Below are 13,955 nucleotides of genomic sequence, written 5' to 3'. Positions count from 1 at the left end.
AGGCAAGCACCGAACGGACGATCCCAGGCTATTGGCGGTCCAAGCCCGATAGAAATGACCGTCGCGGCGGTCGCCAAGGCCGGCCGTCAGCCGGCGGCACCGGGTGCGGAGGTGGCGCGCTCCCCTGAACAGGGCTTGACGGTGCACCGTTCGAGGTGATGCGGGCGACGGCCGGCCGACCTCGGCCGACCTCGGCGGGCCGCGCCAAGCAGACTTCCGCGCGTCTTTCGGGATGGCGCGGCCGGTACCGCAAATTTTTTTTGCGTGGCGTTCGTTTAATGGTAGCGTTCGGGTTTTTCGCGATTGTCGGGCGAGGCGCGCGACGGCACGTGGCGCGACTGGATTGAAAGGAGAATGCGATGAAGGCGGCACGATTGGCTGGCAACGATGCGGGCTCGGCGCGTCGTGGCGCGGGTCTCTTTGCGGGATGGATGGCCTCGCTGCGCCGTTCGTCCGTCCAGCCGGCGACAAGCGGCCGTGGGCCCGGACGCGCTGCCCTCGCTGTCCTCGTCGGCGCCACGCTGTGTTGCGTGGCCGGCGCCGCATCCGCGGCGCAGCTCAACGTTTACAACTGGTCCGACTACATCGCGAAGGACACCATCCCCAATTTCGAGAAGCAGACGGGGATCACGGTGCGCTATGACGTCTACGACAGCGACGACACGCTGCAGGCCAAGCTGCTGACCGGCAACTCCGGCTATGACGTCGTTGCGCCGACCAGCAACTACGCCGGCCGGCAGATCGCCGCCGGCCTGTTCGCACCGCTGGACAAGTCGAAGCTGCCGAATCTCAAGTATCTCGATCCGCAGTTGATGGCACTGGTGGCGGGTGCGGACCCGGGCAACAAATACGCGGTGCCCTGGGCGTTCGGCACCACCGGACTGGGCTACAACGTCGACAAGGCGAGAAAGATCCTCGGGCCGAACGTTGCGCTCGACAGTTGGGACGTGCTGTTCAAGCCTGAAAACATCGGCAAGCTGAAGAGCTGCGGCGTCTCGGTGCTCGACGCGCCGGACCAGATGTTCGCGGCCGCGCTGCATTATCTGGGTCGCGATCCGGCCAGCACCAAGCCGGCCGACTATCAGGCGGCCTACGAACTGCTGAAGACGATCCGGCCGGCCATCACTCAATTCAGTTCGTCGGGCTACATCAACGATCTGGTCGGCGGCGACATCTGCTTCACGTTCGGCTGGTCGGGCGACGTCTCGATCGCGCGGCGTCGGGCCGCCGAGGCACGCAAGCCGTACACGATTCAGTATTTCATTCCGAAAGGCGGCGCGCCGATCTGGTTCGACGTGATGGTGATCCCGAAGGATGCGAAGAACCAGCAGGAAGCGCTGCGCTGGATCAACTATATCGAGACGCCGCAGGTGCATGCGGCGATCACCAACGCGGTCTACTATCCGAGTGCCAACCTGGAGGCGCGTAAATACGTCTCGCCGGAGGTCGCGAAGGATCCGGCGATCTATCCGCCGCCCGAGGTGCTGAAGAGCCTGTTCCTGCTCAAGCCGATGCCGCCGGACATCGCGCGCCTGATGACCCGCCTCTGGACCCAGTTCAAGTCGGGTCGCTGAACGCCGGACGCGCCCACCACCGTTTTGAAAGCCGAAGCATGAGTGAGTCTCCCAGCCAGACGGGCGCGTCGGACGACGCCCGGTTCGTGCAGATCGTCGACGTGGTGAAGCGGTATGGCGAGACCACCGCGGTGCGCGACGTCAGCGTGTCGGTGCGGCGCAACGAGCTGTTCGCGCTGCTGGGCAGCTCCGGCTGCGGCAAGTCGACGCTGCTGCGCATGCTGGCCGGCTTCGAGACGCTGAGCGCGGGCCGCATCCTGATCGACGGCCAGGACATGGCCGACCTGCCGCCGTACCGGCGGCCGGTGAACATGATGTTCCAGTCCTACGCGCTGTTCCCGCACATGAATGTCGCGGCCAACGTCGCCTTCGGCCTGAAGCAGGAAGGCCTGCCGCGCGCCGATATACGCGAACGCGTCGCGCACGCGCTCGAGCTGGTGCAGATGTCGCGCTACGCCGGCCGTCGTCCGGACCAGCTTTCCGGCGGTCAGCAGCAGCGGGTCGCCCTTGCGCGCAGTCTGATCAAGCGGCCGAAACTGCTGCTGCTCGACGAGCCGATGTCCGCGCTCGACAAGCAGATCCGCCAGCGTACCCAGATCGAACTGGTCGAGATCCTCAAGCAAGTCGGCGTCACCTGCATCATGGTCACCCACGACCAGGAAGAGGCGATGACGATGGCCAGCCGCGTCGCGGTGATGAACGAGGGCGAGATCCTGCAGGTGGGCCGCCCCGACGAGGTTTACAACTATCCGAACTGCCGCTTCGTCGCGCAATTCATCGGGTCGACCAATCTGTTCGACGGGCGCGTCGTCGAGGACGAGCCCGACCACGTCTACGTCGAATCGCCGGACCTGCCGCGGCGCCTGTACATCAACCATGGCATCACCGGTCCGCTGGGCATGGCCGTATCCGTCTCGCTGCGTCCCGAACGCATTGCCGTCGTCGATCAGCCGCCGACGGGCGACTTCAACTGGACCGAGGCGCGCGTCGCGAACCGCGCCTACATGGGCGCCTACAGCCATTACCATCTGGTTCTGCCGAGCGGCAAGGCCGTGACGGCCCAGGTGTCGTCGGCAATGCCGGGCGAGGCGCTGCCCGCGGCGGGCGCGACCGTCTACCTGCGCTGGGGTGCATCCGCCGGCGTGGTCCTGCCGGCATGAGCGCGCTGCCGCCGCGCCGCTGGCGCCCGTCGGGTCGCAGCCTGGTCATCGCCGGTCCGTACCTCTGGCTGCTGCTGCTGTTCTTCGTGCCGTTCCTGCTGGTCGTCAAGATCAGCTTCGCCGAACTGGAACTCGGCGTGCCGCCGTACACGCCGCTGGTCGAGCTGCGCGACGCGACCCTGCACCTGACACTGCAGTTCTCGCACTACGTTTTCCTGCTGACGGACGGGCTGTATCTCGATACCTATCTCAGTTCGCTACGGATCGCGGCGATCTCGACGCTGTGCTGCCTGTTGATCGGGTATCCGATGGCGTACTACATCGCACGTTCGTCGCCGGCCGCGCGGCCGCTGCTGCTGATGGCCGTGATGCTGCCGTTCTGGACCTCGTTCCTGATCCGTGTGTACGCGTGGATCGGCATCCTGAAGAACAACGGTCTGCTGAATCAGGCGCTGCTCTGGCTGGGCATCACCCACGACCCGGTGGAGCTGTACCGCACCGAGTGGGCGGTGTACATCGGCATGGTCTATACCTATCTGCCATTCCTGATCATGCCGCTGTATGCGCATCTGGCGCGCATGGACGTGCGGCTGCTCGAAGCCGCCTATGATCTCGGCGCGACGCCGTGGACCGCGTTCTGGAAGATCACCTTGCCGCTGTCGCGCAACGGCGTGCTTGCCGGCTGCCTGCTCGTCTTCATCCCGGCGGTCGGCGAATACGTGATTCCGGAGCTGCTCGGCGGCGCGAACACGTTGATGATCGGGCGTGTGATGTGGAACGAGTTCTTCGGCAATGCGGACTGGCCGATGGCCTCGGCGGTGACTTGCGCAATGGTCGTGCTGCTGCTGGTGCCGATGGCGTTCTTCCAGCGTACCCAGGTGGCAGCCGAGGAGCGCCGCCGATGAGCACGCCGCTGCGTCCGAATCGCACGCTGCAGGTCGCCGCACTGGGGCTGGGCTTCCTGTTTCTGTACGCGCCGATCGTCAGCCTGATCGTCTATTCGTTCAACGCGTCCAAGCTGGTCACGGTGTGGAGCGGCTTCTCGCTGCGCTGGTATGCGGCGCTGTGGCAGGACGACGAACTGGTCCAGGCGTTCTGGCTGTCGGTGAAGATCGCCGCCGCCACCGCCTGCGCATCGGTCGTGATCGGCACCTGGGCCGGCTTTGTGCTGGCCCGCATGGGCCGTTTCCGCGGCGCGACGCTCTACGCGGGCATGATCAACGCGCCGCTGGTGATCCCTGAAGTGATCCAGGGCATCTCGCTGCTGCTGCTGTTCGTGGAAATGCAGAAGTGGCTCGGCTGGCCGGGTGGGCGCGGCTTCCTGACGATCTGGCTGGGCCACGTGATGATGTGCCTGTCGTACGTCGCGATCATCGTGCAGTCCCGCGTGCGGGAACTGGATCGCTCGGTGGAAGAGGCCGCTCTCGACCTGGGGGCGACGCCGTTGAAGGTGTTCTTCGTGATCACGGTGCCGATGCTGTCGCAGGCGCTCCTGGCGGGCTGGCTGCTGGCCTTCACGCTGTCGTTCGACGACGTCGTGCTGTCGGCGTTCCTGTCGGGACCGGGCTCGACGACGCTGCCGCTGGTGGTGTTCTCGCGGGTGCGTCTGGGCCTGAACCCAGAGATGAACGCGCTGGCGACGCTGGTGATCGCGGTGGTGACGGTCGGCGTGGTGCTGATCAACGGCGTGATGCTGGCCCGCGCCCGCCGCAGCCGGCGGCCGCGTCATCTCGCAACGGACTGAGCGGGCGCTCCCACCCTCGTATGTCCGGCGCCATCGGTGCGCTGCCGTTCCGCCGCGCTGGCCGCCGCACCGCGCCGCTGTCGTTCGCTACCGTGGGCTGCCGTGCGCTGTGTTGCCGTGCGTCGCGTCTAACCGAGCGGCCAGGCCAGCGCAGCCTGCCGGGAGGGCGCGCATGCCTGCCGGCATCCGTGCATCGGTGTCTGGCGCGCATCCGCCTGCATGCGTGCGCGAGGCGCTCAGTTGCGCTGTTCGCGCGCAGTGCGCGCCCGTTGCAGATAATGCGAAAAGACATCCGAACTGATATTGCTGCCGCACAGCATCAGGCCGACCCGGCGGCCCGCCAGGCGCGTGCGCAGGGGGCCGAGCAGGGCGGCCAGCGGTGCGGCGCATGACGGTTCGACACCCAGCTTGACCTGCTCGAACAGCGCCAGCATCGCGTTCGCAAGCGCCATGTCGCTCACCGTCACCACGTCGCTCAGCAGGCGCCGACATAATTCGAAGCTGTACGTTTCGGTGAATGGCGTCATCAGGCTGTCGGCGATACTGTTCATCTCGGCCAGCCGCACCGGATAGCCCGCGGCGAGGCTGCGCGATACGACGTTCGCGCCCTCCGGCTCGACACCGAATATCTCGCAATCGGGATGCGCATACCGAAACGCGAGCGCGACCGAGGCGGCCAGCCCGCCGCTGCCGACCGGCAGGATCAGCGCATCGAGGTTTGCCGACTGGGTCGCCCATTCGTAACCCAGCGTGGCATTGCCGAGCGTGGTCTGGTAGCCGCTGAACGGATGGATCAGGTGCAGGCCTTCGTCGACGCTCAGGCGCTCGGCGATCGCATAGGCCTGGGCGCCGTCGTCGGCGAAGACGATTTCCGCCTGCAAGCGCGCGCACGCCTCGACGCGCGCGAGCGGCGCGCTGCGCAGCATCACCGCTTTCGCGCCGACCCCGAGCCGGCGCGCCGCGTAGGCCACCGCGACCGCCTGGTCGCCCATGCTGACGCACACCACGCCGCGGCTGCGCTGCGCGTCGGTCAGGGTCAACATGTTCGAGAACGCCGCCCGCGTGCGGAAGGTGCCGGCCAGCTGCAACATCTCGAACTTGAACTGGACCGGGGTGTCCTCGAGCGAGAAGAAGTCATGCTTCTCGAAGACCGGCGTGCGCACCACCCAGGGCGCCAGCGCGTGGTGATGGCGCGCGATGTCGTCGAACGTCGGCACCCGAATGTCGCCGATCGCCTCAGGCAACGGAGCGTTGAGGACTGTCATCTTGTCTGGTATCCGTGCAATGCGCGAGCGCATCGTCCTGCGAAGCGGGGGCGCGGCCGGCCGGCATTGCTGCCCGCGACCACGCGGGGCGCACATGTCTGCATCGGTTTGTGTTTCAGGCAAACCCTAGCCGATCGTGTCGACGCTGACAAGTGCGGCACCGAACGCCGAACGTGCGCGGCGCGCGTCGCCAGGCACGCCGTGTTGGCGAAGGCGCCGCATGCTGCGGAGCAGCATGCGTGGCTCCGTGTCGAGCGCGCGCCCAGCGCCACGATGCCGCGCGATCCAAAGCCACCGGAACGGATCGGCAACGCGCGCACGCGCGGCTGCTGCCGGTGTCCGACGTGCCGTTGCCGGCCTCGCGATGGTCCGGCAGGCGCGCGTGCGCTCAACGCGCGGCGCCGGCCGTCTCGGCGCGCCCGAGTTGGCGCAGCGTGTCCTTCAGCAGCGCGATGCGCGCCGGCAGGTCCGGCGTGGGGATTTCCAGACGCAGGCGGTCCTGGCCGGCGAGCTTGACGTGGCGGTTCTTCTGCACCATCTCGATGATGCGCATCGCGTCGATCGGCGGGTCCGGCACGAACTGAATGCCCACCGCGACCTCGCTCGCGTCGATCTTCGCCACGCCGAGCGGTTTCGCCATCAGCCGCAAGCGATGTGTCTCGACCAGGGCCACGGCCTGCGGCGGCAGCTTGCCGAAGCGGTCGATCAACTCCTCGTGCACCGCGTCCACCGCATCGAAGGTCGTGCAGCTCGCCAGCCGCTTGTACAGCGTCAAACGCTCTTGCACGTCGCCGCAATAGTCAGCGGGGAGGATCGCCGGCACGTGCAGGTTGATCTCCGTCGTCGCGGCCAACGGCGCGGTCAGATCGGGCTCCCGCCCGGCCCGCAGCGCATCGACGGCGTCGGCCAGCATGTCCGTGTATAACTGGAAACCGATCTCGTGAATCTCGCCGGACTGCTTGTCGCCGAGCACTTCGCCCGCGCCACGGATTTCGAGGTCGTGCATCGCGAGGTAGAAGCCGGCGCCCAGTTCCTCCATCTGTTGGATGGCCTCCAGTCGACGCGTCGCCTGCGAGGTGAGCGTCTCCGGGTCGCGAACCAGCAGATAGGCGTAGGCTTGGTGATGCGAGCGGCCGACCCGGCCGCGCAACTGGTGCAACTGCGCCAGGCCGAAGCGGTCGGAGCGGTGAATCAGGATGGTGTTGGCGTTCGGCACGTCGATGCCGGTTTCGATGATCGTGGTGCAAAGCAGCACATTGGCGCGACGACCGATGAAGTCGCGCATCACGCGCTCCAGTTCGCGCTCGTTCATCTGGCCGTGCGCGACGACGATCCGCGCCTCCGGTACCAAGGCCTCGAGCATGGTGCGGCGATTTTCGATAGTCTCGACTTCGTTGTGCAGAAAGTAGACCTGTCCGCCGCGCTTGAGCTCGCGCAGCATCGCCTCGCGGATCACGCTGTCGTCCTCGCGGCGCACGAAGGTCTTGATCGCGAGCCGCTTCTGTGGCGCGGTCGCAATCACCGAGAATTCCCGCAGGCCTTCGAGGGCCATGCCGAGCGTGCGCGGAATCGGGGTCGCGGTCAACGTCAGGATGTCGACCTCGGCGCGCAGCGCCTTGAGAGTTTCCTTCTGGCGCACGCCAAAGCGGTGTTCCTCGTCGATGATCACCAGGCCCAGTCGCTTGAAGACGACGTCCTGCGAGAGCAGCTTGTGCGTGCCGATCACGATGTCGACGTCGCCGCTGGCCAATGCCTTCACCGCCTGCGTCGTCTCCTTGCCGCTCTTGAAGCGAGACAATTCCGCGATGCGCACCGGCCATTGCGAGAAGCGATCGGTGAAGGTCTGGAAGTGCTGTTCGGCCAGCAGCGTGGTCGGGCACAGCAGCGCGACCTGCTTGCCGCCGAGCACCGCGATGAACGCGGCGCGCAGCGCGACCTCGGTCTTGCCGAAGCCCACGTCGCCGCAGACGAGCCGGTCCATCGGCTGGCCCGACGTCATGTCGTTGATGACCGCGTTGATCGCCGCGGCCTGGTCCGGCGTTTCCTCGAAGCCGAAACTCTCGGCGAAGGTTTCGTAGTCGCGCGGCGACAGCTCGAACGCGTGCCCGGTGCGCGCGGCGCGGCGGGCATACAGATTGAGCAGTTCGGCCGCGGTGTCGCGGATGTGCTTCGCCGCGCGCCGGCGCGCCTTGTCCCATTGCCCGGAGCCGAGCGCGTGCAGCGGCGCGGTATCCGGATCGGCGCCGCTGTAGCGCGAGATCAGATGCAGATGAGCCACCGGCACGTACAGCTTGCTCGGACCGGCGTATTCCAGATGCAGGAATTCGGTGTCGCCTTCGCCCAGGTCCATCGTCGCCAGGCCGAGGTAGCGGCCGATACCGTGCTGGCTGTGCACGATCGGATCGCCGATCTTCAGCTCGGAAAGATCGCGCACCATCTCGTCGACCGAGCTGGTCTGCTCCTGGCGCCGGCGTTGCGTGCGGCGGGCCAGCGCACCGTACAGTTCGGTCTCGGTGACCACCGCGACGCGCGCGTCGGGCAGGACGAAGCCGGTGGCGAGCGGTGCCACGCCAAGGCCGAAAGCCACGTCGCTCGCCAGGAACGACGCGAAATCGTCCACCGGCGCGGCCGGCATGCGATTGTCGATCAGCAACTGCGCGATCGTTTCCCGCCGGCCGGCCGACTCGGCGGCCAGCAGCACGCGATAAGCGCCGTGCGTGAAGCCGCGCAAGGCGGCGAGCGGGTCGTCGGATCGGCGGTCCACCGACAGCGACGGCAACGGCAGTGCGACAGGCGCATGCTTGCGCGGCGCGCGTGCACTCGCCGCTTCGCCGCTCGGGCGGTCCGCGTGTGCCGCGCCCGCTGCCGTCGCGCTTGCCGCCGAGTCGTCAGTGCCGCCAGTGGCGTTGGCGGCGTCGGTGGCGTTGGTGGCATCGGTGGCGGGCACGTCGCGACGCAGCACCAGCCGGGCCAGGCCGCGCGCGCGGGCGAAGAAGGCTTCGCTGGAGAGGAAAAGGCGCGACGGATCGAGAATCGGACGCTCGCTGTCGTGCGACAGGAAGCCATAGCGCTGCTCGGTGTCGCGCATGAAGCGGCTCATCGCTTCGTCGAGATCGCCGACCGTGACGAGTTGCGAGCCGGCCGGCAGATAGTCGAACAGGGTCGCTGTCTCGTCGAAGAACAGCGGCAGGTAATATTCGATGCCGCCGGACGGCACACCGTTGCCCGCGTCGCGATAGATCGTCGCGCGGCTCGGATCGCCCTCGAAGGTTTCCCGCCAGCGCTTGCGGAAAGCCGTGCGCGCGGCTTCGTCGAACGGAAACTCGCGCCCCGGCAGCAGGCGGATGTCCTTCACCGGGTACAGGCTGCGCTGGCTGTCCGGGTCGAACGCGCGGATCGAGTCCACCTGGTCGTCGAACAGGTCGATACGGTAGGGCAGTGCCGAACCCATTGGAAACAGATCGATCAGGCTGCCGCGCACGCAGTATTCGCCCGGGCGCACCACCTGATTCACATGTTCGTAGCTGGCCAGCGTCAATTGCGCGCGCAGCTTGGCCTCGTCGAGCTTCTGGTTTTGCGCGAACTCGAACGTGTAGGCGGCCATGAACGCGGCCGGCGGCATCCGGTATAGCGCCGTGCTGGCCGGCACGAGCAGGACGTCGCAGCGGCCGGCGCTGAGATCGTGCAGGGTGGCGAGTCGTTCAGAGACCAGATCCTGGTGCGGTGAAAAGGTGTCGTACGGCAGCGTCTCCCAGTCGGGCAGTACCCGCACACGCGCCTGCGGCGCGAAGTAGGCGATCTCGGCGAGCAGGCGCTGCGCGTCGCTGGCATTCGCGCAGACCACTGCGAGCATCGCCAGTTGTGCACGGTGGCTTTGCAGATAGCGCGCGATGACCAGCGCGTCGGCGGAGCCGGCAATGCCGTCGACGACGTGACGGTGACCTTCTTTGACAAGGGAGACGGTGGCGGACGAAGACGGTTTCTTGTCGGACATGTTGGGCGCTTGGACTTCCGTGGCGTCCGCCGAGAATCGACGGCGCCCGACGGAACCGCTTATTATAGAATCCGTCCTCGACTTTCACCTGTAGCCGCGCCTTGAACGATCGACTGTTCGCCGTCATTCCCTGCGCCGGCACCGGCCAGCGCGCCGGTGCGCCGGTGCCCAAGCAGTACCGGACGGTGGCCGGGAAAAGCCTGCTGCAGCACGCGCTCGGCGGCTTCGACGGATGCCCCGAGTTTGCCCAGACCGTTGTCGCGCTGTCGCCGGAAGATGGGCATTTCGACCCGCGCCGCTTCGCCAACCTGCGTTACGCGGTGCGGCGCTGTGGCGGCGCGACGCGGCACGAGACGGTGCTCAACACGCTCCACGAGCTGCCGGACTTCGGTGCGCGCGACAACGACTGGGTGTTGGTGCATGACGCGGCGCGTCCGGGCATCACGCCAGCGCTGATTCGGCGGCTGATCGCTGCGGTGCGCGACGATGCGGTCGGCGGCTTGCTCGCCTTGCCGCTGGCGGACACGCTCAAGCGCGGCGAAGCCGATCTCCGCGACGCCGACGCGGCGCAGCGCGTCCTGCGCACCGAGTCGCGCGACGGTCTGTGGCTGGCACAAACGCCGCAGATGTTCCGCCTGGGCATGCTGCGCGAGGCGCTGGATGCCGCGCTGGCAAGCGGCGAAGCGGTGACCGACGAGGCAAGCGCGATCGAAGCGATGGGCCTGCGGCCGATCCTGGTGCCCGGCAGCCTGCGCAATTTCAAAGTCACCTGGCCGGACGATTTCGCGCTGGCCGACGACCTGCTGCGCTGATTCGGCGCGTTCAACAAGGAAGCAATGATGGATCTACGGATTGGGCAGGGCTATGACGTTCATCGTCTGGTCGACGGACGTCCCCTTGTGATTGGCGGCGTGACGATCCCGCACAGCCAGGGGCTGCTCGGCCACTCCGACGCCGATGTGCTGTTGCATGCGATCACCGACGCCTTGCTCGGCGCTGCCGCCCTTGGTGACATCGGCCGACATTTCTCCGACACCGACCCCGCGTTCGCCGGTGCCGACAGCCGCCGGCTCCTGCGCGAGATCGTCGCGCTGGTGCATCGCGACGGCTGGCAGGTGGTCAACCTCGACAGCACGTTGATCGCGCAGGCGCCAAAGCTCGCCCCCCATATCGAGACGATTCGCACGACCGTGGCAGCGGACCTCGGCATCGAGGCTGGCCGCGTCAACGTCAAGGCGAAGACCAACGAGAAGCTGGGTTATCTGGGCCGTGCCGAAGCGATCGAGGCGCAGGCTGTCGTCTTGCTGCAGCGCGCGTAGACGAGCGTAGGGGCGCATCGGAATCATGTGCTGAAGTAGCGCACCAGCACCGCCACGCCCGAGAACAGCACCAGTACGTTCACCAGCCGCACGAACTGCTCGCGCGACAGTCGCAGGGTGATATGCCGCCCAAGCCAGACACCGATCAGCATTGCCGGCAGCAGCAGGCCGGCAAGGCGCAGCAAAGCCGCGTCCGCGTACACGCCCGCGCCGGCGAACAGCAACAAGCGCGTCAGGGTCGAGAGGCCGATCAGCGTGCTTTGCGTCGCCCGTATCTGCGTCTTGTCGTCGAGCCGGCCCGCCAGGAAGATCGCATAGATGAAGCCGCCGCTGCCGAACATCGCGCTGAATACGCCGCCGACCGTTCCGAAGGCCCATGCCAGCGAGGCGCGGAAACGGCGCGCCGGCCGGTAGCCGGACAGCGCATATGCGGCGTAGGCGACGACGAAGATGCCGAGCAACAGTAGCAGCGTGTCGGGCCGCGCGATCAGTAGCAAAAGGGCGCCGAGCGCACTGCCGACAAGCATCGCCGGGACGATGCGCCGCAGCTCCGCAAGCTGGGCGCGGCGTCCCTCGCGCAGCAGGTTCAACGCGGCCGCGGAGAAGTCCAACAACGCCAGCAGTGGCACGATGCGGGAAAGCGGCATGAATTGCGCGAGCAACGGCGCGGCGATCAGTGCCGTTCCGAAGCCTGCGATGCCAAAGACCACGTAGGCGAGCGTCACGCCGAGCCAGATTATCGCCAGTTGTGCCGCGTCGAACGGCAACATGAACATCGCGGACATCGGTTTCTCCTGGTCGGATTGCGGCACGCGGCGAGCCGACCCGTCAAGCGTCGGCCCGTCGCCATTGACGGTTGCCGCTGACGGTTGCCATCGACGCTGGCGTCGGCGCCGCTGCGCCGCCGTGATCGTCGATCGCACGGCGGCAGTTCGGCACTGCAGCATCGCGGCCTTCCTGCGCCATTGCACTGTCGCTGCGCCTTTCTGCCGTCCCGCCTTTCTGCCGTCCTCGCGCGGCGAGGTGCAGCGCACACTGTATTAAGTGCGCGCTGGCCTGACCAATATCGTTTTGATGCGTATCCATCTTGAAACGGCATAATGCGTCGTTGCATCGACGGATACGATGGCCGCCGACGCGCGGATCAACGGTGAAGGTAATGGTGTCGCTCAGGCAGTTGCGGTATTTCGTCGAGGTGGTCGAAGCCGGGAGTTTCAGCGCGGCCGCCGAGCGTCTGTTCGTCGCGCAATCGGCGCTCAGCCGGCAGATTCGCGATCTGGAACAGTCCGCGCAGGTCGTGCTGTTGTCGCGTGCCGGGCGCCAGACCACACTGACGCCGGCCGGGCGGACGTTCTACGATGGCGCGAAGCGCCTGCTGTTCGGATTGAACGACACGCTGTTGCAGGCGCGGCAAACCGAGCGTGGCGGGGAGGGTATCGTCCGGCTCGTGCATTCCAGTTCGGTCGTGCTCGGTCGCGACCTGCTCGCGGCGCTGCAGCGTTTTCTCGATGCGCAGCCCGGCGCGTCGCTCGACGTTTCGCAGATGACCTCGGACCATCAGGCAACCGAGTTGGTCGAGGGTCGCAGCGACCTTGGACTGGTGCGTCTGCCGGTCACGCTGGTTCACGCTGACGTGAGTGTCGAAGCATTGTTCGACGAACGCTTGTATCTGGCCGTGCCGCCTGGCCATCGGCTGGCGAGACTGCCGTCCTGTTCGCTCGCCGATCTGCGAGACGAAGCGTTTGTCAGTCAGCCGCATGCCGAGCGAGGCGGGCTCGGTTTTCGCGTCGCGGAGTTGTGCCTGCGCCATGGTTTCTTTCCGCGCGGGGCACGCGCGACTTCTCGCAAGACCACGCAACTGAATCTCGTCGCAGCCGGTTTCGGCGTCAGCATCGTGCCGGACGGGATGCGCTTGATCGCACCGCCGGAGGTGGGGTTCGTCGTGCTCAATGACGTCGACGCCAGCACCACGGTGGGCATGCTGCGCAGGAATGACGCCGCGGCATTGACCGAAGCCTGCGCGGCCTCGCTTCGTGGCGCCGCGGCGCGACGCGGTGCCCGCGCATGACCGCGCATGACCGCGCATGACCGCGATGAGCCGACGCATGTCACGCGCGCCGGCGGCGGCGATGCGTCAGCGGCTGCCGTGCGCGATGCCGATTGGCACTGACGTCTGCGGGATCGGCGCAGGACCGGCTGGGGGCGGGCACGAGACCGCCACGAGACCGATACGCATGAGCCAGCGACATCGTCGCGTCGAAAGCAGAACGGCACCGCGCGACGTTTCCGCCGGCATCGGCGGACCGTCGGGCGGTGCCGTTCTGTGCGTCGCGGCCGGTTTTACTTGCCTTCGGCGACCAGGATCTGCGACACGGCGTTGATCACCGAGGCGATGCGGCCGGCGTCTTGCAACTGCTTCACTTCCATGCCTTCCTTGACCAGATTCTCGAAGTGCGACTTCACGCAGAAGTGGCACTTGCCGATGATCGAGGCGGCCAGCGCGTACAGCTCGAAGCGGCGCTTGTCGACGCCACCGTGCGTCGCGTAGGCGTTCATGCGCAGGCCGGCTTGCGCGGTGCGCAGGCTGGCTTCGCCCGACATCTCGACGAACGGGTAATAGACGTTGTTCATGCCCATCAACGCAGAGGCAGTCAGCACTGCGGTGACTTCTTCCGGCGCCAGCACGCCCGCGTTGCGGATGATCTCGACCAACTTCGGGCTCTTGGCAGCGAACGCCGCGGCCAGTGCCACGCCGGCAGCATCGCTGCCTTGCAGCGACGAGCGGCCGATTACGCTGTCCACGTTGAGACGGATGTCCTTCGCGTAGTCGGGGACGAGTTCTTTAATCGAGGCGAGGAATTCCATTGAAATCTCCTATCGGTTAGGCCGGAAAAAGCCC

The 13,955-nt window shown here is 66.8% G+C and carries 11 protein-coding genes; 7 read left to right on the top strand and 4 right to left on the bottom strand.

Annotation, left to right across the window (positions count from 1 at the left end; all coding sequences use genetic code 11):
- The first annotated feature begins 359 nt into the window (after nucleotides 1–359).
- Genes BLU54_RS18020 through BLU54_RS18005 form a run of 4 tightly spaced genes read left to right on the top strand, consistent with a single transcriptional unit; the run spans nucleotide 360 to nucleotide 4,478 of the window.
- On the top strand, nucleotides 360–1,574 hold the full coding sequence (locus BLU54_RS18020; RefSeq protein ID WP_235838018.1) for a polyamine ABC transporter substrate-binding protein: 1,215 nt from the start codon (nucleotides 360–362) through the stop codon (nucleotides 1,572–1,574).
- Between the two features lie 38 nt (nucleotides 1,575–1,612).
- The gene (locus tag BLU54_RS18015) at nucleotides 1,613–2,734 is read left to right on the top strand and encodes an ABC transporter ATP-binding protein (protein WP_091911508.1); all 1,122 of its coding nucleotides are present in this window, start codon (nucleotides 1,613–1,615) and stop codon (nucleotides 2,732–2,734) included.
- Nucleotides 2,731–3,639, top strand: a complete 909-nt coding sequence (locus BLU54_RS18010) for an ABC transporter permease subunit (protein WP_091911506.1) — start codon at nucleotides 2,731–2,733, stop codon at nucleotides 3,637–3,639. Before BLU54_RS18015 ends, BLU54_RS18010 begins: the two co-directional genes overlap by 4 nt.
- An 8-nt stretch (nucleotides 3,640–3,647) precedes the next feature.
- Nucleotides 3,648–4,478, top strand: coding sequence for an ABC transporter permease subunit (locus tag BLU54_RS18005; RefSeq protein WP_091911781.1), 831 nt, complete (start codon nucleotides 3,648–3,650; stop codon nucleotides 4,476–4,478).
- Nucleotides 4,479–4,714: 236 nt separating this feature from the next.
- Here the strand turns inward: BLU54_RS18005 and BLU54_RS18000 are convergent, their stop codons facing one another.
- Together BLU54_RS18000 and mfd are read right to left on the bottom strand one after the other, a co-directional pair.
- Complete coding sequence (locus BLU54_RS18000) at nucleotides 4,715–5,743, bottom strand: threonine ammonia-lyase (protein WP_091911780.1); 1,029 nt, start codon at nucleotides 5,741–5,743, stop codon at nucleotides 4,715–4,717.
- A 388-nt stretch (nucleotides 5,744–6,131) separates the two neighbouring features.
- A complete protein-coding gene (gene mfd / locus BLU54_RS17995) occupies nucleotides 6,132–9,737 on the bottom strand; it encodes a transcription-repair coupling factor (RefSeq protein WP_091911503.1) in 3,606 nt (1,201 codons plus the stop codon).
- A gap of 101 nt (nucleotides 9,738–9,838) precedes the next feature.
- On the opposite strand from mfd, the gene ispD reads away from it, so the two are divergent.
- Both ispD and ispF read left to right on the top strand, forming a co-directional pair.
- Entirely contained in the window at nucleotides 9,839–10,549 is a 711-nt protein-coding gene (ispD, locus tag BLU54_RS17990) for a 2-C-methyl-D-erythritol 4-phosphate cytidylyltransferase (protein ID WP_091911500.1), read from the top strand.
- A 27-nt stretch (nucleotides 10,550–10,576) separates the two neighbouring features.
- Complete coding sequence (ispF, locus tag BLU54_RS17985) at nucleotides 10,577–11,056, top strand: 2-C-methyl-D-erythritol 2,4-cyclodiphosphate synthase (protein WP_091911497.1); 480 nt, start codon at nucleotides 10,577–10,579, stop codon at nucleotides 11,054–11,056.
- A gap of 23 nt (nucleotides 11,057–11,079) precedes the next feature.
- Here the strand turns inward: ispF and BLU54_RS17980 are convergent, their stop codons facing one another.
- Nucleotides 11,080–11,841, bottom strand: coding sequence for a sulfite exporter TauE/SafE family protein (locus tag BLU54_RS17980; RefSeq protein WP_091911494.1), 762 nt, complete (start codon nucleotides 11,839–11,841; stop codon nucleotides 11,080–11,082).
- Nucleotides 11,842–12,215: 374 nt separating this feature from the next.
- On the opposite strand from BLU54_RS17980, the gene BLU54_RS17975 reads away from it, so the two are divergent.
- On the top strand, nucleotides 12,216–13,124 hold the full coding sequence (locus BLU54_RS17975) for a LysR family transcriptional regulator (protein ID WP_091911492.1): 909 nt from the start codon (nucleotides 12,216–12,218) through the stop codon (nucleotides 13,122–13,124).
- Nucleotides 13,125–13,396: 272 nt separating this feature from the next.
- Here the strand turns inward: BLU54_RS17975 and BLU54_RS17970 are convergent, their stop codons facing one another.
- Complete coding sequence (locus BLU54_RS17970; protein WP_091911490.1) at nucleotides 13,397–13,921, bottom strand: carboxymuconolactone decarboxylase family protein; 525 nt, start codon at nucleotides 13,919–13,921, stop codon at nucleotides 13,397–13,399.
- Nucleotides 13,922–13,955 lie beyond the last annotated feature (34 nt).

The organism is Chitinasiproducens palmae (assembly GCF_900095735.1).
GTDB classification, from domain to species: Bacteria; Pseudomonadota; Gammaproteobacteria; order Burkholderiales; family Burkholderiaceae; genus Chitinasiproducens; species Chitinasiproducens palmae.
The sequence above is the reverse complement of the archived record's forward strand: the minus strand, read 5'-3'. Positions and strand labels throughout refer to the sequence as shown.

What these genes read in the sequence shown, in the direction of transcription:
- ispF (WP_091911497.1), top strand. Translation starts at nt 10,577, where the DNA reads ATGGATCTACGGATTGGGCAGGGCTATGACGTTCATCGTCTGGTCGAC.
- BLU54_RS18015 (WP_091911508.1), top strand. Translation starts at nt 1,613, where the DNA reads ATGAGTGAGTCTCCCAGCCAGACGGGCGCGTCGGACGACGCCCGGTTC.
- BLU54_RS18000 (WP_091911780.1), bottom strand. Translation starts at nt 5,743, where the DNA reads ATGACAGTCCTCAACGCTCCGTTGCCTGAGGCGATCGGCGACATTCGG.
- BLU54_RS17980 (WP_091911494.1), bottom strand. Translation starts at nt 11,841, where the DNA reads ATGTCCGCGATGTTCATGTTGCCGTTCGACGCGGCACAACTGGCGATA.
- mfd (WP_091911503.1), bottom strand. Translation starts at nt 9,737, where the DNA reads ATGTCCGACAAGAAACCGTCTTCGTCCGCCACCGTCTCCCTTGTCAAA.
- BLU54_RS17970 (WP_091911490.1), bottom strand. Translation starts at nt 13,921, where the DNA reads ATGGAATTCCTCGCCTCGATTAAAGAACTCGTCCCCGACTACGCGAAG.
- BLU54_RS18020 (WP_235838018.1), top strand. Translation starts at nt 360, where the DNA reads ATGAAGGCGGCACGATTGGCTGGCAACGATGCGGGCTCGGCGCGTCGT.
- BLU54_RS17975 (WP_091911492.1), top strand. Translation starts at nt 12,216, where the DNA reads ATGGTGTCGCTCAGGCAGTTGCGGTATTTCGTCGAGGTGGTCGAAGCC.
- BLU54_RS18010 (WP_091911506.1), top strand. Translation starts at nt 2,731, where the DNA reads ATGAGCGCGCTGCCGCCGCGCCGCTGGCGCCCGTCGGGTCGCAGCCTG.